We start from the raw sequence: 21,586 nt of genomic DNA, 5'->3' as shown, positions 1-21,586 counted from the left end.
ACTCCTGTTCGTCCGACCCTCAGGCGGTTTCACATCCCTGTGAAGCCTGCGGTCAGTCGATGCGTTTGGCGGACTTGATGTAGACCGGATCGGCCGGCACGTCGCGCATACCGTTCTTGACAGTGGTCGGTGAGTTGACGATCTGGTCGACCACTTCCATGCCTTTGGTCACCTTGCCGAACACCGCATAGCCGCGGTCACGGCCGGGGTTGAGGAAGTCGTTATCGGCCACGTTGATGAAGAACTGGCTGGTGGCCGAGTTCGGGTCCGAAGTGCGGGCCATGGACAGGGTGCCGCGGGTGTTCAGCAGGCCGTTGCTGGCCTCGTTACGGATTGGGGCCTGGGTGTCTTTCTGCGCCATCCGATCGGTAAAACCGCCGCCCTGAACCATGAAGCCCGGGATCACGCGGTGGAAGATGGTGTTGTTGTAGAAACCGCTGTCGACGTACTGGAGGAAGTTCTTGGTACTGATCGGCGCCTTCTCGGCATTCAACTCGATTTCGACCTGACCGAAGCTGGTGTCCAGCAATACGTGAGGGGTCTTGTCGGACGCCATGACGCTGGTGGCGAAGGCAACCGAGCAGGCGGTGAGCAGGAGTTTTTTCAGCATGGGCTCAAAGATCCTTGAGAGGTGGAAGCGGCTGCAAGGAATTGCAGCAGGGTCTGGTTGAAGACCTCGGGTTGATCGAGGGGCGTAGCGTGCCGGGAATCGTCGATGACTACCAGCCTGGCCTGGGGTATCAGGGCGACGTAGCGCTCTTTGAGTTGTATCGGCGTGTAATCGTGGTCGGCGGCGATCACCAGCGTGGGACAGCGGATTTGCCCGATGCGTTCCTGCACGCCCCAGTCGACGATGGCGTCGAAGCTCTTGAGGTAGGCACGCTTGTCGTTGCGTGCCCAGCGCTGGGCCATCTTCTGGCGCAGGTCGGCTTGCCCGGGCTTGGGGAATAGTCGTTCGGCCAGCCCTTTGCCAACGGTCTCGACACTGAGCAGGCGTGCCAGGCCCCAACGCTTGGCCCACCAGGCCCAGTCACTGCGGGTGCGGCGCTTGACCTCGGGGGCGCTGTTGACAATGCACAGGCTGCGCAGCCACTGCGGGTGGTCGACGGCGAACTGGAAACCGACCATGCCGCCCATCGACAGGCCGACGAAGTGCACCGGGCCGGTCTGCAAGTGTTCGAGTAAAGCCAGCAGGTCTTCGCTGAAGGTGGCGATCTGGTAGCCGTCGCGGGGCTTGTCAGAGCGGCCGTGGCCGCGGATGTCCATGGCAATCACCCGGTAGTGATGGCTCAGCAGGGGTATCTGCAGCTCCCAGTCCTGGCAGCTGGAGCCCAAGCCATGCAGCAGCACCAAGGGTTCGCCCTGGCCATATTCCTCGTAATGCAGCAAGCATCCTTCGTGTTCGAAATAGGCCATGGGCGCGGTACTCTCAGGCTTGCGGGGGGGCTGCGAAGGGCACGTCCAGGGGCGCGGTGTCGAAGTTGCGCAGCAGGTCGATGAGAATCTGCGTGGCCGGGCCCAGGGTCTTCTCTTTGCTCGAATAAAGGTAGAACAGTGGGTGGCGGCTGCCACCCTGGTCCAACGGCAGCGCCTTGAGCACCCCCTCGCGCAGCTCCCGTTCGATCATGTGCCGGGGCAACCAGGCAAAGCCCAGGCCGCTGCTGACGAAGGTGGTGGCGGTGCCCAGGCTGCCGACGGTCCAGCGCTGCTCGGCACCCAGCCAACCGACATCGAGCGGTTGCGCGCGGCCGGAGTCGCGGATCACTACCTGCAGCTGGCTTTCCAGGTCCTGGAAGGTGATGTCCCGGCCCAGGCGGTGCAGGCTGTGTTCGGGGTGGGCAACGGCGATGAACTCCACCGCGCTCAGTTCGGCACCCAGGTAGCCGCCGATGCTGTAGCTGCTGATGGCAAGGTCGGCGATGCCTTCACGCAGCACTTCTTCGACGCCCGACAGCACCTCTTCGCGCAGACGCACCCGGCAGCCACGGCTCTGCGGCATGAATGCACTCAAGGCACGCACCAGCCGGGCGCTGGGGTAGGCGGCATCGACCACCACGCGCACTTCGGCTTCCCAGCCTTGCTCCATGTGATGGGCAAGGTCTTCGAGCTGGCTGGCCTGCTTGACCAAGTGGCGCGAACGGCGCAGCAGCACGTTGCCGGCTTCGGTGAGCACGGCCTTGCGCCCATCGATGCGCAGAAGCGGTACACCGAGCTGCTCCTGCATGCGTGCCACGGTGTAGCTGACCGATGACTGCGAACGGTGCAGTGCCTCGGCGGCCTGGGCAAACCCCCCGTGATCGACCACTGCTTGCAGGGTTCGCCACTGATCAAGGGTTACGCGCGGCGCTTTCATGTTTCGCTCCTGTTGTCCTAAGCTGCGCTCTTCCAAGGAGAGCGCCCCATGAAGAAATGTTGTGCGGCAATACTGATGTGCCTGCCCCTCGGGGCCATGGCTTACCCCATCGATGTGGAGAAGCAGCTGGACGGGGTCAAACTCGACTACACCGCCTACGACACTGCCTACGATATTGGTGCCATCACCCTCAACAACTACGGGCAGGTACCGGCAGCCTGCAAGGTAACGTTCCGCAACGGCCCGGAAGCGCCGCGGGTGCGCCGGGTGAACGTACCGGCAGGTAAAAGCGTCGATGTGACCGCCAAGTTCAATCGCCAGATCATCAAGCTGCGGATCGGCGTGAACTGCGCGGCCGAATAAAACTGATTAATCGATTGATTGAACCCACTTTTTACGCTTTTTTATCGATAGGTCAAGCCTTAATCTCACCTCCATCGAATCGCACCCTATTTGCCGATGGAGGCACCCCATGTCCCGCGTACTGATCATCGAAAGCAGCGCCCGCCAGCAGGATTCCGTTTCCCGTCAACTGACCCGCGACTTCATCCAGCAATGGCAGGCGGCCCACCCGGCCGACGAGATCAACGTACGTGACCTGGCCGTGAGCCCGGTGCCCCACCTGGATGCCAACCTGCTCGGAGGCTGGATGAAACCCGAGGCGCAGCGCAGCGCCGCCGAACTGGACGCGCTGGCCCGCTCCAACGAATTGACCGATGAGCTGTTGGCGGCCGACGTGCTGGTGATGGCCGCGCCGATGTACAACTTCACCATCCCCAGCACCCTCAAGGCCTGGCTGGACCATGTACTGCGCGCCGGCATCACCTTCAAGTACACCCCGACCGGCCCGCAAGGCCTGCTGACCGGCAAGCGCGCCATCGTCCTGACTGCCCGCGGCGGTATTCATGCCGGCGCCACCAGCGACCATCAGGAACCGTACCTGCGCCAGGTGATGGCATTCATCGGCATTCACGATGTGAACTTCATCCATGCCGAGGGCCTGAACATGAGCGGCGACTTCTTCGAGAAGGGCCTCAACCAGGCCAAGGCCAAACTGGCTGCGGTGGCCTGAGCGTCAACGAATTCCCAACCCTGACACCTTGTTTGCTCCTTTGGGTGTATCTGCCCGGCCAATGGCCGGGCTTTTTTTTGGGGGGAGGTTGTGGATGCCTGGAGATTGGATTCGGGGCCACCAGGTGCCCGTCTTGGGTTTTGCAGCGCCTATGAGATCGAGCGCCGCCCGCGCGGCGCTCGATTTCCGCCCCACCTCCAAATCCAAGACAGGCAGCTAGCCGCCATCACCCTATCTCCCGACAAGCGCATAGCAGCCCCACTTCCCCAACATTCTGTGAAGAACCTATTTTGCCGTGGCCAAGGCGGTCTGCTTTTAGGACCGGAACGGCCGCGTGCGCTGCCATCCCTACATTCCTCATGGTTGAACACAGCGGCCGCAACCCGCTAAGGTCGCCGCCTTGATCCACGAGAGGCAACCATGGGCTACCTGATTATCGTCGCGCTGATCCAGGCGTTTTCCTTCAGCTTGATCGGCGAGTACCTGGCCGGGCACGTCGACAGCTACTTTGCCGTGCTCGCGCGGGTGCTGCTGGCGGGCCTGGTGTTTCTGCCGCTGACCCGCTGGCGCCAGGTCGAGCCGCGCTTCATGCGCTCGATGCTGCTGATCGGCGCGCTGCAGTACGGCATCACCTATGTGTGCCTGTACCTGAGCTTTCGCGTGCTCACCGTGCCGGAAGTGCTGTTGTTCACCATCCTCACACCGTTGCACGTCACCTTGATCGAGGACGCCTTGAACCGGCGTTTCAACCCGTGGGCGTTGCTCGCGGCGCTGGTGGCGGTGGCCGGGGCCGCGGTGATCCGCTTCGACAGCATCAGCGGCGAGTTCTTCATCGGCTTCCTGCTGCTGCAGCTGGCCAACTTCACCTATGCCGCCGGCCAGGTGCTGTACCGCCATCTGGTCGCCCGAAACCCCAGCAACCTGCCGCACTACACGCGCTTCGGCTACTTCTACCTGGGGGCCTTGATCGTGGTGTTGCCGGCGTTCGTGTTGTTCGGCAATGCCCAGCACTTGCCGAGCACCGATGTGCAATGGCTGGTGCTGTTGTTCCTCGGGCTGTGCCCTACTGCGTTGGGCCTGTACTGGTGGAACAAGGGCGCGTGCCTGGTCTCCGGGGCGACACTGGCGGTGATGAACAACCTGCATGTGCCGGTGGGGCTGTTGCTCAACCTGTTGATCTGGAACCAGCACGAGCCGCTAGGGCGGCTGTTCATCGGCGGGGCAGTGATTCTGGCATCGGTGTGGCTGAGCCGGTTGGGCAGCCGTGCTCAGGTACCGCTTGGCAACAAGGCGTGAATGAACCCGCATGGCTACATCGGTATCCCCTTGTGCGTCGGCGGCCTGGGCGGTTTCTGGTTTGGGCCTGGCGCAGCCGGTGCTGCATTTTCTCGACATGCTGGCGCTGGCGACCACCCCGTGCGCGTTGATTTCACTGGGGGCGTTCCTGGCCGAGAAACGGGGCATGGGGCAAGCCAGCCCGTGGCCGTTGGTGGGGCTGAAACTCGAGTAGGCGCTGGCTTGCCTGCGATGGGCCGCAAAGCGGCCCCGGCAATCTCAAGCCTCGCTCAGGTCTTCCAGACGATGCGGCACAGGTTCAGCTGACAGTCGCCCCGCCAACCCCGCCCGCATGTCATTACCGCTAGGCTGCTGGTACAAGCTCAACCCGAACTCCGGCAACACCGCCAACAGGTAATCGAAGATATCCCCCTGGATCCGCTCATACTCCGCCCACACCGTGGTCGTGGTGAAGCAGTAGATCTCCAGCGGCACGCCTTCGGCGGTGGTCTGCATCTGGCGAACCATGCAGGTCATGCCTTGATGCACGTTGGGGTGGTTCTTCAGGTAAGCCAGAGCAAAGGCGCGGAAGGTGCCGATGTTGGTCAGCTTGCGCCGGTTGGCGGACAGTTCGGCCACCGGCCCCAGGGCTTCGTTCCAGGTTTGCAGTTCCTGGCGCTTGCTGGCCAGGTAGTCGCCCAGCAGGCGCACCTGGGTGAGGCGCTGCTCCTCTTCGCGTGTGAGAAAGCGCACACCTGCGGCGTCGATGAACAGGCTGCGCTTGATGCGCCGGCCGCCCGACTGCTGCATGCCGCGGTAGTTGCGGAACGACTCGCTCATCAAGCGCCAGGTCGGGATCGAGACGATGGTCTTGTCGAAGTTCTGCACCTTCACTGTATGCAAGGTGATGTCCACCACGTCACCGTCGGCGCCCACCTGGGGCATTTCGATCCAGTCACCCACATGCAGCATGTCGTTGCTGGTCAGCTGCACGCTGGCCACGAACGACAGCAGCGTGTCCTTGTAGACCAACAGCAGCACCGCCGACATGGCACCCAGGCCCGACAGCAGCAGCAATGGCGAGCGGTCGATCAGGGTGGCGACGATGACGATGGAGGCAAAAATCCACAGCATCATCTTGGCCAGTTGCACATAGCCCTTGATCGAGCGGGTGCGGGCGTGCTCGGTGCGGGCGTAGATGTCGAGCAGGGCATCGAGCAGGCACGACAGGGCCATGGTCATGAACAGCAGGGTGAAGGCCAGGGCGACGTTGCCGAGGAAGTGCTGCGCCGTGTCGGACAACTCCGGCACCAGTTTCAGGCCAAACTGCAGCACCAGCGACGGTGTGGTCTGGGCCAGCCGGTGCAGGACTTTATTGTGGCGCAGGTCATCCAGCCATTTCAGCGCCTGTTGGCGTGCCAGCAGGCGGGTACCGTGCAGCATCAGGAAGCGCGCCAGGCGGCCGACCACCAGGGAAATCAGCAGCAGGACGGCCAGGCCAATGGCGGCGTGGAGCATGGGATGTTGGTCGAGGGTGCCCCAGAGGTCGAGGGAGTCACGCCAGATTCGTTGGATATCCATGGGGTTGTGAGCGGTCTGTATTGCCAAACGAAGCGCCATTAGAGCGCGGAAGCCGATAAAGTTGCCAAAAGAAATTCGGCTATGGCGGCAGAAAACGTTACCCTATGCAACTGAATTTCCCGCACTTGCCTGAGGTTACCTCCGTGTTTTCCCAATTCGCCCTGCACGAACGCCTGCTTAAAGCCGTGGCCGAGCTTAAATTTGTCGAGCCGACCCCGGTGCAGGCAGCGGCCATCCCCCTGGCCCTGCAAGGGCGTGACTTGCGTGTGACCGCGCAAACCGGCAGCGGCAAGACCGCGGCATTCGTCCTGCCGATGCTCAACCGCCTGGTCGACCTGAGCGGCCCACGCGTGGAAATCCGCGCGCTGATCCTGCTGCCTACCCGCGAGCTGGCGCAGCAGACCCTCAAGCAGGTGCAGCTGTTCTCCCAGTTCACCTACATCAAGGCTGGCCTGGTCACCGGCGGTGAAGATTTCAAGGAACAGGCCGCCATGCTGCGCAAGGTACCGGACGTGCTGATCGGCACCCCGGGCCGTCTGCTCGAACAGCTCAATGCCGGTAACCTGGACCTGTCCCATGTCAAGGTGATGATCCTCGACGAAGCCGACCGCATGCTCGACATGGGCTTTGCCGAAGACATGGAGCGCCTGTGCAAGGAGTGCGAGAACCGCGAGCAGACCCTGCTGTTCTCCGCCACCACCGGTGGCGCAGCACTGCGCGACATCATCGGCAAGGTGTTGAAAGACCCTGAGCACCTGATGCTCAACAGCGTCTCGCAACTGGCCGAGGGCACGCGTCAGCAGATCATCATGGCTGACCACGACCAGCACAAAGAGAAGATCGTCCAGTGGTTGCTGGAAAACGAGACCTATCAGAAGGCGATCATCTTCACCAACACCCGTGCCCTGGCAGACCGCATCTATGGTCACCTGGTGGCCAAGGACGTCAAGGTCTTCGTACTGCACGGTGAAAAGGACCAGAAAGACCGCAAGCTGGCCATCGACCGCTTCAAGCAGGGCAGCTCCAAGGTGCTGGTGGCGACCGACGTGGCGGCCCGTGGCCTGGACATCGACGGCCTGGACCTGGTGATCAACTTCGACATGCCGCGCAGTGGCGACGAGTACGTGCACCGCATTGGCCGTACCGGCCGTGCCGGGGGCGAAGGCCTGGCCATCTCGTTGATCACCCACAACGACTGGAACTTGATGTCGAGCATCGAACGCTACCTCAAGCAGCAGTTCGAGCGCCGGGTTATCAAGGAAGTCAAAGGTACCTACAACGGGCCGAAAAAGGTCAAGGCCTCGGGCAAGGCTGCCGGGACCAAGAAGAAAAAGGTCGAGAAGAAGTCGGGTGACAAGAAGGCTGCTGCCAAGCGCAAGCCAACCGCCAAGCCAAAGGCCAACGCGCCACTGGCCAGTTCCGACGGCATGGCCCCGCTGAGAAAGCGTCAGCCTGCAGCTGAGTAAATCGGCTTGTGCCCTATCGTCGGCTTGCCGGCGATAGGGCTTCACAACCTCGCATCAGTCAGCTTTTTTCTCCGCTGTCTTCAGTTCCTTGATCCGTGTATCGATCAACTGGCATTTGTCGGGCAAGTCCTTGCTCGCCGTCCCCAGCTCCATCCCTTGGAGCTCATCATTGATTTCCTTGGCCTTCTGCGGGTTCTGCTCAGTGAGCTGGCTGACCAGGCCGGCCAGCTCTTCACGCTTCTGCGTGGCCTCTTCCGGTGTGCAGGCCCAGGCGGGTAGGGCGCAGAGCAGGGCGGTGGCGCAGGCAATGCTTAGCAGCGGTTTCATCCTTCTTACCTCTCGCGTTGGCTATGCGTGATGGAGGGCAGTCGATGCATCGAAGTTCAGCTTCAGCGACCGGCGGGCTCTGCAATCCGTACCTGCAGTACAACTGATGTTGTCAGTGGGCAAGATGAGGTTTGGCGGTCATGTCTATTCCCAGCGCCTTCATGACGGCAAGAAACGACTTCAACGTCGGATTACCGTGCTCGCTGAACGAGCGATAAAGTTGTTCACGTGACAAACCCGTCTCTTTCGCCAATTCGCTCATGCCTTTGGCACGTGCTACCACACCAACGGCCTTGGCCACGTAGCTGGCATCGCCCGTTTCAAGCGCATCGGACATGAACTGCGCGATGGCTTGCGGGGTGGTCAGGTAATCAGCCGCATCGAAGTCAAAAAATGTTTCAGTCATGTTGCATCCTCCAGGAGCGCAGGATTTCGTGAGCCGCTTTGATGTCCCGCCGTTGGCTGCTTTTGTGCCCGCCGCAGAGCAGAATTACCAACGTATCGCCTGATTGGTGAAAGTACACGCGGTAGCCCGGCCCATAGTGAATTCTCAATTCACTTACACCATGGCCAACTGCTGAAACGTCGCCAGGCAGGCCCTCCATCAAGCGGTTGATACGAGCAATAATCCGGATACGCGCCGTGTCGTCCCGGAGTCCATGCACCCAATGCCTGAAACTGCTGGATTCGATTTTCTTCATTGGGCGAATGTAGTTTATAAATCACACGGAGCAACGCATCAAATGGTTTCTGTTTTTTTCTGAACATGGCTCACTGTCGACAGGTCCACCCTGTGTACCCCTTCCGTCCACAGCAGGAGCCTGCCGCCATGAGCATCACCTACGACTGGGACCTGATCGAGCGCTTGCTGCATGAAGCCCAGAACAGCGCCGGTCACAGCTTCACGCCACGCCCCTATGCCGAGCAGCACGCCGCAGCGTTGGCCGCCAAAGGCCAGCCAGTTGGCGACCTTGACCACCTGAAGACCCGCGCTTGCGAGTATGAAAAGCTGCTGTTCGAGCGCGGCTTCATCGAAACCCGGCCAGCAGAAGACGGTGGCAACGGTGAAAACTTTGTCCTTACCGAGCGCGGATCACGCCTGTTGAGCCTGATCGACAGCAGCATCCCAGGCTTCGAGCACCCCCGCCAAGTGCTCGAAGAACAGGAAGACGCGCTGGATGAGGCGACCTTTGAGCAGGTGTCCTCCAAGGCGCAGATTGCTTGAGGTCGTTTTGAGGGTGGCACGGGTGGCCAAGGAAAACCGATAATCGGTAATTCTTGAAGACTGCCGAGTTGACGCCGATGCCATCGATTATCCGTAAGGCCCGCTCATGAGCGCGGCCCGGAAGAACCCCGACGCTTTTGCTTTCCAGGTCATGCTCGGGCTGTGCCTGATCTGGGGCTGCCAGCAGGTGCTGATCAAGACGGCCGCGGTCGACATTGCCCCGGTGATGCAGGCCGCCCTGCGTAACTGTATTGCTGCAGTGCTGGTGGGCCTGATGATCTGCTGGCGCGGTGGTTGGGAGCAGGTGGGCACTACCTGGCGCGCCGGGCTGTTGGCCGGCGCGCTGTTCGGCGTGGAGTTTCTGTTCATCGCCGAGGGGCTGAAGCTGACGTCGGCAGCGCACATGTCTGTCTTCCTGTATACGGCACCCGTGTTTACTGCCTTGGGCCTGCACTTCTTGCTGCCCAGCGAGCGGCTGCGGCTGCTGCAGTGGTTGGGGATCTTGCTGGCGTTCGGCGGGATTGCCACGGCATTTGCCGGCGGTATGTCGTTCGAGCAGATGGACAGCCGCACCTTGCTGGGCGATGCCTTCGGTGTCGTGGCAGGGTTGGCCTGGGGCGCGACGACGGTGGTGGTGCGCTGTTCGCGGTTGTCGGAAGCGCCAGCGACCTTGACCTTGTTCTATCAGCTGGCCGTCGGTTTTGCCGGGTTGCTGCTGATTGCCTTGCTCAGTGGCCAGATCGGGGCGGTGTCGCTGACGCCGTTGGCGATTGGCAGTGTGCTGTTCCAGGGGATCGTGGTGTCGTTTGTCAGCTACCTGACCTGGTTCTGGCTATTGCGCAAATACCTGGCGTCGAACCTGGCGGTGTTTTCGTTCATCACGCCGTTGTTCGGCGTGACGTTCGGAGTGCTGCTGCTGGATGAGCCACTGAGCGTGAACTTCGTACTCGGCGCAGTGATGGTGTTGCTTGGGGTGGTGCTGGTGAGTGCCGAGCCCTGGGTAAAGCAGCAATTGCGTAAGTGGGTGGGGTGACGGTAGCACCTACACCGAGCACGCATCCGCCGAGTGTTGGGCAGGGCAGGTGCGATGGGCTTGGGCGCCAGCCAGCACCAGCCCCCCGGCCACTGCCAGACCACTGGCGGCCAGCAGCAATGCGGGCTGCAAACTCCCCGTGTAGTGGTTACTGACGGCCGCCAACAACGGCCCGCTCAGTTGCCCGAGTGCAAAGCACGCAGTGAGCAGCCCGGCATTACGCTGCGTCGCCTGCGGCGCCAGCTCCCGCGAACGCTGCATCACCAGCTGCATGCAGGCCAGGAACGGCGCACCGCACAGCACCACGCCCAAGGCCAGGCCAAGGCCGCCGCCCCACAAGCAAGCCAGCACGCCCAGCCCTTGCAGCCACAGGGTGGCGGTCAGCCAGGCAGAGGTCCGGCCGTCCCGGCGCAGGCTCACCAGCACCACGCCCAGCGCTGCCGCCACGCCAAACGCAGGCCAGAACAGGTCGGCCAGCCATTGTCCCTGAAACTGCTGGTTGGCCATCTGTGACAAGAAGGTGGCCGGCAGGATGTAACCGACGCCGTACAAGGCATACACCAGCCCAAGGCGCCCAATACCGGCACCGTGCCTTGTACCTGGCTGCACAGTGGCCGGGATCATTGCCGGCGCCTGCGGCCGTGGCAACCAAGGCCTTACTGCCAGCAGCATTAGCAGCGCGGCGGTGGCATAGATCAACCAGAGCGCTGCCGAACCCAGCCCCAGCACATGCGCACCCAGCGCCAACAGTCCGCTAACGGCGATACCCACCCCGGGCCCTGCGAACACCAGCGCGCCCAGGCGCTGGCGCTGGTGTGCATTGGCGACCTGCTGGCTGAGGCTGGTGATCATCACCAGTACCCAGGCGCTGGCCACGCCGGTGCCGAAACGCAGCAGCAGGTGACTCCAGAAGCCACCGGCGGCCCAAGAGGCCAGGGTCAACAGCACGCACAGCCACAGCCCGCCATGCAGGCGCAGGCGAACCTGGGCAGGGGTGCGGGCGAACATGGCATCCACTGCACCCAGGAAGTAACCCAGGTAATTGGCTGCTGCGACCAACCCAGCGGCCGTGAGGTCGAACTGGCCTTCAGCGATCAATTGCGGCAGTTGCGGGGTCAGGGCGAAGCGGCCTATGCCCATGGCCATCATCAGCGCCACGGCGCTGGCCAGCAGTTGTATGAGCGGTGACATGGAAGGACTCCTGCACGAGGTAAGCGATGGCTGGCAGGTTAAGGGGCTTTTATATTCAATAAAATTGAATAATGATGATGAAGTTGTTCTGTTTTGGAGAATGGTATGGAGTTCAGCCAACTGCGCATCTTCCAGGCGGTTGCCGAGGAAGGCTCGGTGACCCGCGCCGCCGAGCGCTTGCATCGGGTGCCCTCGAACCTGTCGACGCGCCTGCGCCAGCTCGAAGACCAACTGGGCGTCGAGCTGTTTTTGCGCGAGCGCCAGCGCTTGCAGCTGTCACCTGCGGGCAAGGTGTTGCTCGACTACGCCAATCGCCTGTCGGCCCTGCGTGACGAGGCGATGGCGGCTGTGCAGGGTGGCCAGCCGGCCGGGGAGTTTGTGCTGGGCACCATGTACAGCACTGCAGCGACCCACCTGCCGGCCTTGCTGGCGCGTTACCACCAGGCGTACCCGGCGGTGAACCTGCAGGTGCGCGCGGCGCCCAGCGGCGAGTTGTTCGAGGGTTTGCTCAGCCATGGCCTGGACGCGGCCTTGGTGGATGGCCCGCCGAGCCTGGCCGGGTTGGATGGCGTGCCACTGTGCGAAGAGCAACTGGTGTTGATCACCAGCCCCGAACACCCGCCCGTGCACACGGCAAAAGACGTGGCAGGCAAGGCGGTGTTCACCTTCCGCCAAGGCTGCTCGTACCGCATGCGCCTTGAAGCCTGGTATGCCCACGCGCATACGCCGATGGGGCGAGTGATGGAGATCGAGTCCTACCAGAGTATGCTGGCATGCGTCATCGCCGGCGCCGGCGTGGCGATGATGGCGCAGTCCATGCTCGACAGCCTGCCGGGGCGTGACCGGGTGCGGGTTCATCGCTTGCAGGCGCCGTTCGATCAGGCGGTGACCTGGTTGATGTGGCGCCAAGGGATGCGAGGGGCGAATTTGCAGGCGTGGATCGATCTGCAACAAAGCGAAACGATTAGCCAGTCGTCGGAATGCGGCGTTTCCCCTTGATCCGCGTCAAAATGGCCCCTATCTCTAGGAACAGATACATGCGCAATACAGGACATCGGGCTATGATCTGTATGAAACATGACTGGATTGATTGACCGTGAGGCTGACCCGTCAAAGGGGGCACTATGAAGAAACCACTGTTCAACTGGCTCCACGACTTGGCTGTCGCACTGGGGCTGATACCACCACCCTTGCAGCCGGTGCCGATCCCGACTGACGAAGAGCAGCGCAAGCGCCAGCCGCGTCGTCGCTGAAATGAAAAAGGCCGCCGCATCATGGCTGATGCGGCGGCCTTTTTGTTGCCGGTGTTATCTAAGGGTGTATCGGCTATCAGGCCAGCTTCATCGCTGCTACCGATTTACGCGTCATCAGGCTGATCCCCACAAAGCTCACCAGGCCAATCGTCAGGCTGTAGTAAATCGGCGTGTTGGCTTCCAACCCATCCTTGAACATGAACAACAGCGCGGTGGCGAAGCCCAGCGACATGCTGGCGATTGCGCCTGCGGTGGTTGCGCGCTTCCAGAAGATCGCACCGATCAGCGGGATCAGCATGCCGCCGACCAGCAGGTTGTAGGCCAGGGTCAGGGCGTTGATCACATCGTTCACCACCAGGGCGATACCCAGCACCACCAGGCCGGTGAGCAAGGTGAACAGGCGGCTGATGCCCAGGCTCGATTGCTTGCCGCCACGCAGCTTGGGCAGCAGGTCTTCGGTCAGGGTGGTGGACGCGGCCAGCAGGCCGGCGCTGGCGGTGGACATCATGGCTGCCAGGGCCGCCGCCATCAGCAGGCCGCGGATGCCATCGGGCAGGGTGCTCTTGATCATCTCGGCAAAGGCATTGTTCGGGTTTGCCAGGTCTGGCATCAGCACGTGTGCAGCCATGCCGATCAGGGCGCAAGCCAGGCCGTACACTACGCAGTACACACCTGCGGTGGTACCGGCGCGCTGGCAGACCTTCTCGTCACGGGCGGTGAACACCCGCTGCCAGATGTCCTGGCCGATGAGGATGCCGAAGAAGTAGATCAGGAAGTAGGTGATGATGGTGTCCCAGCCGATGCTGGTCAGCTGGAAGCTCGACGCTGGCAGCTTGGCCACCAGGGTGTCCCAGCCGCCGGCCTTGTACAGGCAGACTGGCAGCAGGATGAACATCAGGCCGACGGTCTTGATCACGAACTGGACGATGTCGGTCAGGGTCAGCGACCACATGCCGCCGATGGTCGAGTACAGCACCACCACGCCACCGCCGAGCAGCAACGACATCCAGAACGGCAATTCCAGCAGCACCTGCAGTACGGTTGCCATGGCCAGGGTCGAGGTGACGCCGATCATCAGCGCATAGGCCAGCATGATCGCTGCACTGGCCTGGCGTGCCATGGGGTTGTACCGACGCTCCAGCACCTGGGTGACGGTGAAGATGCGCAGGCGCAGCAGCGGTTTGGCGAGGAACAGGTTGAGGGCGATGATGCCCAGGCCCAGCGCAGCGCACAGCCAGAAGCCCGAAATACCGTGGACATAGCCCAGGCGCACGGTGCCGACGGTGGACGCGCCGCCCAGCACGGTGGTGGCCATGGTGCCCATGTACAGGGTGGGGCCGAGGTTGCGTCCGGCCACCAGGTAGTCTTCGTGGGTTTTCGCACGCCGCATGCCATACCAGCCAAGCCCGAGCATGCCGGCGGTATAGATCATTACAACAATGATGTCCAAGGCCATTGGGAGTCTCCCGATTATCTTTATTATGGCGAGATCGACCGCCCGGGCACCTTACGGCACCTGGCGGTCTTGTCTTGTGTTGACGGGCCTCAATGGCCCTCCCTCATGGCTCCTGCCAGGGTATAGCGGGTATCGCGGTTGGCGCGGCGCAGGCCTGGTTCAGCGACGCACTACGCCAGGTAGCACGCAGAGCATTTCGAACAGCAGGTTGGCGCCGAGCAGCGAGGTGTTGCCGGTGGTGTCGTAAGGCGGGGAGACTTCGACAAGGTCACAGCCGATCAGGTCCAGGCCGTGGCAGCCGCGAATGATCTCCATCGCCTGGATCGTGGTCAAGCCCCCAATTTCCGGCGTGCCGGTGCCCGGTGCCCAGGCAGGGTCGATGCCGTCGATATCGAACGACAGGTAAACCGGGCCACCGCCGACCTTTTCGCGTACTTCGGCCATCAGCGGTTCCAGCGATTTGTGCCAGCATTCCTCGGCCTGAACTACGCGAAAGCCCTGGCGACGGCTCCAGTTGAAGTCGTCGGCGGTATAGCCCTGGGCGCGCAGGCCGATCTGTACCACGCGGTCGCAATCGAGCAGGCCTTCTTCCACGGCGCGGCGGAAGGTGGTGCCGTGGGCGATCTTCTCGCCAAACATGTGGTCGTTGACGTCGGCGTGGGCATCGATGTGCACCAGGCCGATCTTGCCGTGCTTTTTATGCAGGGCGCGCAGGATTGGCAGGGTAATGGTGTGGTCGCCACCCAGGGTCATCGGGATGACGTTGTGCTCGACGATCTCGTCGTAGGCTTCTTCGATGATGCGCACGGCGTCGAGCAGGTTGAAGGTGTTGATGGCCACGTCACCGATGTCGGCTACCGACAGCGAGTCGAACGGCGCAGCACCGGTGGCCATGTTGTACGGGCGGATCATCACCGATTCGGCGCGGATCTGCCGTGGGCCGAAGCGGGTGCCGGAGCGCAGGGAGGTGCCGATGTCCAGCGGCACGCCGATGAACGCGGCGTCCAGGCCGGCGGCGCTTTGCAGGTGGGGGAGGCGGAGCATGGTGGCGATGCCGCCGAAACGCGGCATTTCGTTGCCGCCCAGTGGTTGGTGGAGAGTCTTGTCCACGGTGGGCCTCATCAGTCGGTCGATTGTTGTGTTTGTTCGAACCTGTGCCGCGGCGCGCCTGTTTGCTTTGGTTGTGCCGGCGGGCAGGACATTTCGGCCGAGTTTGCGCAAGGTAGTGCCCGGGAAGAATCGCTACCGGCAAATACTTACTTCAGGAATTTCTGAACTAATGCCTGCGCAACCGGTTAGACTTGCCGCCATTAACTTTGCGGAACCGTTGCACCATGGCCTCGACCCTGCCCGATCTGAAACTGCTGCGCATCTTCGTCAGCGTGGTGCGCCACCAGGGCTTCGCCAACGCCCAGCGCGAGCTGAACCTGTCGACGTCGGCCATCAGCACCTACATGAGCCAGCTGGAGGGCGGGCTGGGGATTGTCCTGTGTCACCGTGGGCGCGGCGGTTTCAGCCTGACCAGCAAAGGTGAACTGTTCCACCAGGAGAGCCTGCGCCTGCTGGCCGAGCTGGATGGCTTCGAGCAATATGCCGCGGCGCTCAAGGGCGAGCTGCGGGGCACGCTCAACCTGGGGGTGATTGACTCGACCGTGGGTGACCGCGCGTTGCCACTGGCCGAAGCCATCGGTGCCTATAGCCAGGAGCACCCGGGGGTTCACCTGCACCTGTCGGTGTCCAGCCCCTACGAGCTGCAATTGGGGGTGCAGGACAACCGCCTCGACCTGGCCATCGGGGCGTTTTCGTCGCGCATGAGTGGCCTGGTCTATCAGCCCCTGTACCGTGAGCAGCACTGGCTGTACTGCAGCAGCCGCCACCCGTTGTTCGCCGAGCGGCGCATCCCCGAGCAGGTAGTGACCCAGCAGCGCATGGTCGGGCGCGGCTACTGGAGCCAGGCAGAACTGGCCCGGCACGGCTTCAAGCACAGTGCGGCGACCGTGGAGAGCATGGAGGCGCAGCTGATTCTGATCCTGTCGGGTGCCTACATCGGCTACCTGCCAGAGCACTACGCCCAGGCATGGGTGGACAAGGGCGACCTGCGCGTCTTGTCGCCGTCTACCTTCGGCTATCAGGCGCCATTTTCGCTGATCGTTCGCCGCGGCCGTAGCCGCGAACCGTTGATTCAAACCTTCCGCGACCTGCTTAAAAGCCAACTCAACGTCGGCTGATGCACAGTGTGTTCATGCATTCCGTCGGGACGGGCTCAATTCCTACAAAACAGGACCGCTAACCTGATAGCGCTCTGCTAAATATCAACTTGCGCTGATGATTTCCCCCTCTTCATCCTGCAAGGATCGCCCAAGATGCGCATGAATTTGCCCGTCACTGAGCACGAAAGAACCTTCTCCAGCGATCAACGCCTGATCTCCACGACGGACCTCAACAGCCGCATCACCTACTGCAATGACGCCTTCGTGGCGATCAGCGGGTTCACTTACGACGAACTGGTCGGCCAGCCCCACAACCTGGTGCGCCACCCCGACATGCCTCCGGCCGTCTTCGGCCACATGTGGGACACCATCAAACAAGGCAAACCCTGGATGGGCGTGGTCAAGAACCGCGCCAAGAACGGCGATTATTATTGGGTCAGCGCCTACGTCACCCCGGTGTACGAGCAAGGGCGGGTCAGCGGCTACGAGTCGGTACGCTCGGTGCCGACGCGCGAGCAGATTCGCCGTGCCGAAGCGCTATACGCGCGCCTGCGTGCCGGCCGCTCAGCGGTACCCTGGGCCGCGCGGCTAGGGCATCAGCTGGGCCGCGGCTGGCCGCTGATTGGCGCAGGCCTGCTCTCGGCCGCAGGTTATCTGTGGTTGCCGCCGTATGCGGCGCTGGGGGTATTGATGGCCAGCCTGCTGCTGGCCTGGTACTTGATCGAACACCGGCAGAGCCAGGCCATCCGGCGTACCCTGGGCGAGCACCCGAAAGCCTTCACCAGCCCGTTGGTGGCGTTGACCTACAGCGACAACCCGGGGCTGCAAGGCCAGCTGGACCTGGCCATCATCAGTGAAGAGGCGCGCTTGCAAACCGCCTTGACCCGCTTGGTGGATGCAGGAGTCGGGGTCAAGTCACGTGCGGCGCAGTCGGCCGACCTGTCAGACGCCCAGGCGCAGATGCTTGACCGCCAGCGCAGCGAAACCGACCAGTCCGCCACGGCGATCGCGCAAATGGCAGCGACCATCCAGGAGGTTACCCATAACGTGCAAAGCACCGCCCATGCCGCAGGCGATGCCGACCAGTTGGCGCAGCATGGCAGCGAGTTGGCCCAGCAGAGCCTGAAGGCGATGGGGAGCATGAGCGATGCGGTGAATGATATCGGCCAGGCAGTCAATGCACTGGCCGAGCAGACCCAGTCGATTGGCAGCGTGGTCGACACGATCACTTCGATTGCCGACCAGACCAACCTGCTGGCACTCAATGCCGCCATCGAGGCAGCGCGGGCCGGTGAACAGGGGCGCGGGTTTGCCGTGGTGGCTGATGAGGTGCGTTCGTTGGCCCAGCGCACCCGTGCCTCGACCGAAGAGATTCATCAGATCATCGCCTCGTTGCGGGTGGGGGCAGAGCGGGCAGTGAGTACCGCCACCCGCGGCGAGCAGATTTCGCGCGACAGCGTGCACAGTGTCGAGGCGGTGCAAGTGGCGTTGGCCGGTATCGCCCAGGCGGTCAGCCGCATTACCGGCATGAGCCAGCAGATGGCGACGGCTTCGGAGCAGCAAAGTCATGTTGCCGAGGATATCAACCAGCAGATCGTGAGGATTGCACACCTGTGTGACCAGAGCGCGGGGCAGGCCAGGCAGGGTGCGCAAATCAGCCAGGACCTGGAGCGTATGGCCGAATACCTGCACAGCCTGGCTGAGCGCTTCAACCGCTGAGGCAGGGGATTTCGAACAAGCTGTGGCACACTGCGCCCGGTAAGGAGAGCCCTATGCCCAGACCCCGCTGCGAGCGCTGCCAGCGCCCGCTTGACCACTGCCTATGCCCACTGATCCCCTCGCTCGGCAGCCGCACCCGTATCGTCCTGCTGCAGCACCCCAGTGAAACCGCCCATGCCCTGAATACCGCGCGCCTGGCGGCCCTGGGGCTGAACAATGCCGAGTTGCGGGTCGGGGAGGTGTTCGAGGGCCTGGATGAGCTGCTTGCCACGCCCGGTTACCGTGCCGCGTTGCTGTTCCCGGGCGATCAAGCCCAGGTGCTGGCGGCTTATACCGAAGTGGATGACCAGCCGTTGCTGTTGATCGTACCCGACGGTACCTGGCGCAAGGCCCGCAAGCTGCTGTACCTGAACCCAATGCTTGCGGCATTGCCGCGGGTGACGCTGGGCGCGGTTGCGCCTTCGCGCTACCGGCTGCGCAAGGCGCCGGAGGCGGGGGCGTTGTCGACCCTGGAGGCGGTGGTCGAGGCGCTGAACGTGCTGGAGCAGCCAGTCAGCTTTGACGCGCTGCTCAAACCGTTCGACGCGCTGATCGAGGGGCAGATAAAGGCCATGGGCGCCGAGACCTTCCAGCGCAATCACGGCCCTTCATAGGCGCTCTGAGGCTTGCACTCAGCGCATGTCAGGCAGCCTGGCTTCGGTCTTCACCTCATTGCTGGCAATGGCTTCCGGCGGCAGCGAGATACGTTGCTTGCTCAGCAGCTCACCCATGGTTGCCAGTACCCGGTACATCGAGAACTCCTCGGTGTAGCGCACTTCGGTGTAACGGCGGTCGGCGTTGTACAGCTCGTTCTCACTGTCGAGCACGTCGAGCAGGGTACGCTGGCCAAGGCCGAACTGGTCCTGGTAGGCAGCACGCACACGCTTGGTGGTCTCGGCGTATTCACGCGCGGTCGGGGTCTGCTTGCGTGCGTTGTTCATGGCGTTCCAGGCCAGGCTCAGGTTCTCGGTCAGCTCGCGCAGGGCGTTGTTGCGAATGTCCAGTGCCTGGTTGATCTTGTGGGCATCGGACTGCAGGCGGGCCTTGTCGCTGCCGCCGCGGAACACGTTGTAGTTGAGCTCGACACCGGCCTGCCAGTCGTTGTTGCTGTGGCCTTTCTCGCCGCCGAGGTTGTTGTTGGCGCCGGTGGCCAGTATCGCGTCCAGGCGTGGGTAGAAGGTCGACTTGGCCACTTCGTACTGCTGCTCGGCAGCATTGACGTCGGCCTGGGCAGACTTGATGTACGGGTTGTTCTGGCGCATGCCTTCACGGGCATCGTCGAGGGTGCCGGGGATCTCTACCTTGATCGATTGCGGCCCCTCCAGTTCATCGGGCTGTCGGCCGATGACGCTGAAGAAGTTGGCCTCGGCATCGGCCAGGTCGACTTCGGCGGTGTCCAGGTTGTTTTCTGCCAGTGCACGACGGGCGCGGGACTGATCGAGGTCGGCGGTGCTGCCGACGCCGCGCTCGGTGCGCAGGCCGATCTGGTCGTTGACCCGCAGGTGCGCTTGCAGGTTGTTCTTGGCCAGCGTCACCAGCTCACGGCGCTTGAGTACTTCCAGGTACACCTCTACCGCGCGCAGGGCAACATCCTGGGCGACGGCCTGGGTGTAGTAGGCGCGCGAGGTGGCGACCGCTTCGGTGCGGCCTACTTCGTTCGAAGTGTTGAAGCCGTCGAACAGCATCTGGCGCAGGCGCAGTTCCGACTGGGTGTAGCTGAGGGTGGCCTTGTCGTGGCTGCGCGTACCGTCGGCATTGGTGCCGCGGGTGCTGAGGTTGTCCGAACGCTGGCGACCATAACCTGCAACCAGGTCCACGGAAGGGTAGTAGCCGCCACGCGCGAATTTCACGTCTTCATCAGCGGACAGCTTGCTGTTGCGGTTGGAGCTGATCTGCGGATGGTAATCCACGGCGCTCTGGACAGCCTCGGTAATCGACATCGCCTGTACGTTGGCACACGCCATGGCCAACAGTAATGCACTGGTGATGGGGTTCAAAACGCGCATGGGTACCTCTCCCTGATCCTAAAATAAGTCCTGCTTGTCGCCAAAAAAATGACGATATAGTTATCCTGCAAATCGTGTCAGGTTTTTAACAACAGAGCTAAGAACATTCAATCAAAGTCGTAAGAAGATTTTCTCATAACAAATTCTGTTATCTGATTTATGTGGTCTAAGAGCAAGCGGGAGCTGATCCACAACAGCGAAATTGAAAGCTGCTGAAAGTCTCGTTTTTCAAGGTTTACAGCGAGTTCCAGAACTTTTGTAGCTAAAAAAAAGCCTGGATAGGCGAAATAGATATTTGGCGACAAAAAATTGACTGACTGTGCTTTTCGACGGCCACGGCACGCCCTGCGAGGGTGCCTTTACTGGCGCGCCGCATTCAGCGTGGTCTGTGCAGGGTCTTCTGCTTGAGGATATACAGGCTCACCAGTACCGCACTGGTGAGCATGAAGGCGCGTGCCCAGAACAGCGGTACCAGGTAGCACGACAGGCCGATGCTGGCCCACATCAGGCCGATAGCGTAGACCTTGCCTTTGAGGGGGATGCCTTCGCCACTGAGGTAATCGCGGATCCACGGCCCGAGCTTCGGGTGATGGACCAGCCAGTGATGAAAGCGCGGCGAGCTGCGGGCAAAGCAGGCTGCCGCCAGTAGCAGAAAAGGGGTGGTGGGCAACACCGGCAGGAATATCCCCAGCACCCCCAGCGCGACGCTGAGCCAGCCGATGGCCAGCAGCAGGTAGCGCACAGCCGACTCAGTGGTGGCGTGGCTTGAGCAGCGCCGGCTTCTCGTCAGGGGCGTGCAGCAGCAGGAACAGCGCGCTCAGTGCCTCTGGGATCTGCACGATCATGTCGTCCTGCAGGTTGGCATTGCTGGCGATGTCGGCAAACTCTGGCTGTTCGTCGAACAGGCCCGAACCGACCATGATCGGCAGCAGCATCTCGCTGACTTCTTCCTCGGCGCTCTCGAACCAGGCCTCTTCACGCAGGAACACACCCTCCATGAAGCCGATGCACCAGCCGCGCAGGTCGGAATCGTCCGGCTCGTCGGTCAGGTCCAGGTCGCATGGCAGGTCGAACTCCTCGTCGCTGGCCAGTTGGCGGGCGATGTGAGCTTTGAGCGCCACCAGGGTCGCTTCGATCTCGGTGCGCTGGGCATCGCTGGCGTAGTGCGGCTCTTCGGCGAACAGGGCGTCGATCCACTCGCGCTCGGGAACGTCCTCGGCATTGATCGAAAGTGCCGTGAGGTAGCCGTGGGCGGCGACGTAGTCCAGCGCTTCTTCGTGCAGCTCGTCGGCGTCGAGGAAGGCTTGCAGGCGGGTGAGTTGCTCGGCGAAGGACATTACAGGGCTACCTTGGGGAATAAACGATAACGAATTCTAGCAT

Annotated in this window: 24 protein-coding genes and 1 pseudogene; 12 read left to right on the top strand and 13 right to left on the bottom strand. The window is 62.3% G+C overall.

Annotated elements, in window-relative coordinates:
* Positions 1 to 52: 52 nt before the first annotated feature.
* Genes HU766_RS14630 through HU766_RS14620 form a run of 3 tightly spaced genes read right to left on the bottom strand, consistent with a single transcriptional unit; the run spans position 53 to position 2,353 of the window.
* On the bottom strand, positions 53 to 610 hold the full coding sequence (locus tag HU766_RS14630; protein ID WP_033699669.1) for a peptidylprolyl isomerase: 558 nt from the start codon (positions 608 to 610) through the stop codon (positions 53 to 55).
* The gene (locus tag HU766_RS14625) at positions 604 to 1,416 is read right to left on the bottom strand and encodes an alpha/beta hydrolase (protein ID WP_186658078.1); all 813 of its coding nucleotides are present in this window, start codon (positions 1,414 to 1,416) and stop codon (positions 604 to 606) included. Before HU766_RS14625 ends, HU766_RS14630 begins: the two co-directional genes overlap by 7 nt.
* 13 nt (positions 1,417 to 1,429) lie before the next feature.
* Complete coding sequence (locus HU766_RS14620) at positions 1,430 to 2,353, bottom strand: LysR family transcriptional regulator (protein ID WP_033699665.1); 924 nt, start codon at positions 2,351 to 2,353, stop codon at positions 1,430 to 1,432.
* Between the two features lie 48 nt (positions 2,354 to 2,401).
* On the opposite strand from HU766_RS14620, the gene HU766_RS14615 reads away from it, so the two are divergent.
* The 4 genes and pseudogenes from HU766_RS14615 to HU766_RS14600 form a co-directional block, all read left to right on the top strand.
* Positions 2,402 to 2,716, top strand: a complete 315-nt coding sequence (locus HU766_RS14615; RefSeq protein WP_033699663.1) for a hypothetical protein — start codon at positions 2,402 to 2,404, stop codon at positions 2,714 to 2,716.
* A 109-nt stretch (positions 2,717 to 2,825) separates the two neighbouring features.
* Entirely contained in the window at positions 2,826 to 3,425 is a 600-nt protein-coding gene (locus tag HU766_RS14610) for an FMN-dependent NADH-azoreductase (RefSeq protein WP_033699661.1), read from the top strand.
* A 420-nt stretch (positions 3,426 to 3,845) separates the two neighbouring features.
* A complete protein-coding gene (locus HU766_RS14605; protein ID WP_033699658.1) occupies positions 3,846 to 4,721 on the top strand; it encodes a carboxylate/amino acid/amine transporter in 876 nt (291 codons plus the stop codon).
* A 22-nt stretch (positions 4,722 to 4,743) separates the two neighbouring features.
* Positions 4,744 to 4,929: pseudogene (locus HU766_RS14600) on the top strand (AEC family transporter); the annotation flags it as partial.
* Positions 4,930 to 4,979: 50 nt separating this feature from the next.
* Here HU766_RS14600 and HU766_RS14595 read toward each other — a convergent pair.
* On the bottom strand, positions 4,980 to 6,281 hold the full coding sequence (locus tag HU766_RS14595) for a mechanosensitive ion channel family protein (RefSeq protein ID WP_186658075.1): 1,302 nt from the start codon (positions 6,279 to 6,281) through the stop codon (positions 4,980 to 4,982).
* A gap of 104 nt (positions 6,282 to 6,385) precedes the next feature.
* On the opposite strand from HU766_RS14595, the gene HU766_RS14590 reads away from it, so the two are divergent.
* Positions 6,386 to 7,747: a DEAD/DEAH box helicase gene (locus HU766_RS14590; RefSeq protein ID WP_033699652.1), complete on the top strand. Its 1,362-nt coding sequence runs from the start codon at positions 6,386 to 6,388 to the stop codon at positions 7,745 to 7,747.
* 54 nt (positions 7,748 to 7,801) lie between these two features.
* Here the strand turns inward: HU766_RS14590 and HU766_RS14585 are convergent, their stop codons facing one another.
* The 3 genes from HU766_RS14585 to HU766_RS14575 all read right to left on the bottom strand — a co-directional run bounded on the left by HU766_RS14585 (position 7,802) and on the right by HU766_RS14575 (position 8,775).
* A complete protein-coding gene (locus tag HU766_RS14585) occupies positions 7,802 to 8,074 on the bottom strand; it encodes a hypothetical protein (protein WP_033699650.1) in 273 nt (90 codons plus the stop codon).
* Positions 8,075 to 8,186: 112 nt separating this feature from the next.
* On the bottom strand, positions 8,187 to 8,480 hold the full coding sequence (locus HU766_RS14580; RefSeq protein WP_095063760.1) for an addiction module antidote protein: 294 nt from the start codon (positions 8,478 to 8,480) through the stop codon (positions 8,187 to 8,189).
* Complete coding sequence (locus tag HU766_RS14575; protein WP_095063759.1) at positions 8,473 to 8,775, bottom strand: type II toxin-antitoxin system RelE/ParE family toxin; 303 nt, start codon at positions 8,773 to 8,775, stop codon at positions 8,473 to 8,475. The genes HU766_RS14580 and HU766_RS14575 overlap by 8 nt, the downstream gene beginning before the upstream one ends.
* 128 nt (positions 8,776 to 8,903) lie before the next feature.
* On the opposite strand from HU766_RS14575, the gene HU766_RS14570 reads away from it, so the two are divergent.
* Together HU766_RS14570 and HU766_RS14565 are read left to right on the top strand one after the other, a co-directional pair.
* A complete protein-coding gene (locus tag HU766_RS14570; RefSeq protein ID WP_033699644.1) occupies positions 8,904 to 9,299 on the top strand; it encodes a transcriptional regulator in 396 nt (131 codons plus the stop codon).
* Between the two features lie 106 nt (positions 9,300 to 9,405).
* Positions 9,406 to 10,332 (top strand): DMT family transporter, encoded by a 927-nt coding sequence (locus tag HU766_RS14565; protein ID WP_186658072.1) that lies wholly within the window; start codon positions 9,406 to 9,408, stop codon positions 10,330 to 10,332.
* A 9-nt stretch (positions 10,333 to 10,341) separates the two neighbouring features.
* Here the strand turns inward: HU766_RS14565 and HU766_RS14560 are convergent, their stop codons facing one another.
* A complete protein-coding gene (locus HU766_RS14560; protein WP_186658069.1) occupies positions 10,342 to 11,523 on the bottom strand; it encodes an MFS transporter in 1,182 nt (393 codons plus the stop codon).
* 105 nt (positions 11,524 to 11,628) lie between these two features.
* Here HU766_RS14560 and HU766_RS14555 point away from each other — a divergent pair, with 105 nt between their 5' ends.
* Together HU766_RS14555 and HU766_RS26445 are read left to right on the top strand one after the other, a co-directional pair.
* Complete coding sequence (locus HU766_RS14555) at positions 11,629 to 12,522, top strand: LysR family transcriptional regulator (protein WP_033699637.1); 894 nt, start codon at positions 11,629 to 11,631, stop codon at positions 12,520 to 12,522.
* Positions 12,523 to 12,647: 125 nt separating this feature from the next.
* Positions 12,648 to 12,776 carry a PA1414 family protein gene (locus tag HU766_RS26445; RefSeq protein WP_256214945.1) on the top strand — a complete coding sequence of 43 codons (129 nt, stop codon included), beginning with the start codon at positions 12,648 to 12,650 and terminating at the stop codon, positions 12,774 to 12,776.
* A gap of 76 nt (positions 12,777 to 12,852) precedes the next feature.
* Here HU766_RS26445 and HU766_RS14550 read toward each other — a convergent pair whose 3' ends face one another.
* Together HU766_RS14550 and speB are read right to left on the bottom strand one after the other, a co-directional pair.
* Entirely contained in the window at positions 12,853 to 14,232 is a 1,380-nt protein-coding gene (locus HU766_RS14550; protein ID WP_033699635.1) for a sodium:solute symporter, read from the bottom strand.
* A 159-nt stretch (positions 14,233 to 14,391) separates the two neighbouring features.
* Entirely contained in the window at positions 14,392 to 15,342 is a 951-nt protein-coding gene (gene speB / locus HU766_RS14545) for an agmatinase (protein WP_027593127.1), read from the bottom strand.
* Positions 15,343 to 15,566: 224 nt separating this feature from the next.
* Between speB and HU766_RS14540 the strand changes: the two genes are divergently transcribed.
* The 3 genes from HU766_RS14540 (at position 15,567) to HU766_RS14530 (ending at position 18,814) form a co-directional block, all read left to right on the top strand.
* Positions 15,567 to 16,460, top strand: coding sequence for a LysR family transcriptional regulator (locus HU766_RS14540; protein WP_033699632.1), 894 nt, complete (start codon positions 15,567 to 15,569; stop codon positions 16,458 to 16,460).
* A gap of 135 nt (positions 16,461 to 16,595) precedes the next feature.
* Positions 16,596 to 18,161, top strand: coding sequence for a PAS domain-containing methyl-accepting chemotaxis protein (locus HU766_RS14535; protein WP_186658066.1), 1,566 nt, complete (start codon positions 16,596 to 16,598; stop codon positions 18,159 to 18,161).
* Positions 18,162 to 18,214: 53 nt separating this feature from the next.
* On the top strand, positions 18,215 to 18,814 hold the full coding sequence (locus HU766_RS14530) for a DTW domain-containing protein (protein ID WP_186658063.1): 600 nt from the start codon (positions 18,215 to 18,217) through the stop codon (positions 18,812 to 18,814).
* Between the two features lie 18 nt (positions 18,815 to 18,832).
* Here the strand turns inward: HU766_RS14530 and HU766_RS14525 are convergent, their stop codons facing one another.
* The 3 genes from HU766_RS14525 to HU766_RS14515 form a co-directional block, all read right to left on the bottom strand.
* The gene (locus HU766_RS14525) at positions 18,833 to 20,206 is read right to left on the bottom strand and encodes a TolC family outer membrane protein (RefSeq protein WP_186658061.1); all 1,374 of its coding nucleotides are present in this window, start codon (positions 20,204 to 20,206) and stop codon (positions 18,833 to 18,835) included.
* Between the two features lie 376 nt (positions 20,207 to 20,582).
* Positions 20,583 to 20,948: a YbaN family protein gene (locus tag HU766_RS14520; protein ID WP_033699624.1), complete on the bottom strand. Its 366-nt coding sequence runs from the start codon at positions 20,946 to 20,948 to the stop codon at positions 20,583 to 20,585.
* Positions 20,949 to 20,955: 7 nt separating this feature from the next.
* Positions 20,956 to 21,543, bottom strand: a complete 588-nt coding sequence (locus HU766_RS14515) for a YecA family protein (protein ID WP_033699623.1) — start codon at positions 21,541 to 21,543, stop codon at positions 20,956 to 20,958.
* Between the last annotated feature and the right edge of the window lie 43 nt (positions 21,544 to 21,586).

This window comes from Pseudomonas sp. SWRI77 (genome assembly GCF_014269105.1).
GTDB lineage: Bacteria > Pseudomonadota > Gammaproteobacteria > Pseudomonadales > Pseudomonadaceae > Aquipseudomonas > Aquipseudomonas capeferrum.
This window is presented reverse-complemented; position numbering and strand designations above follow the sequence as displayed.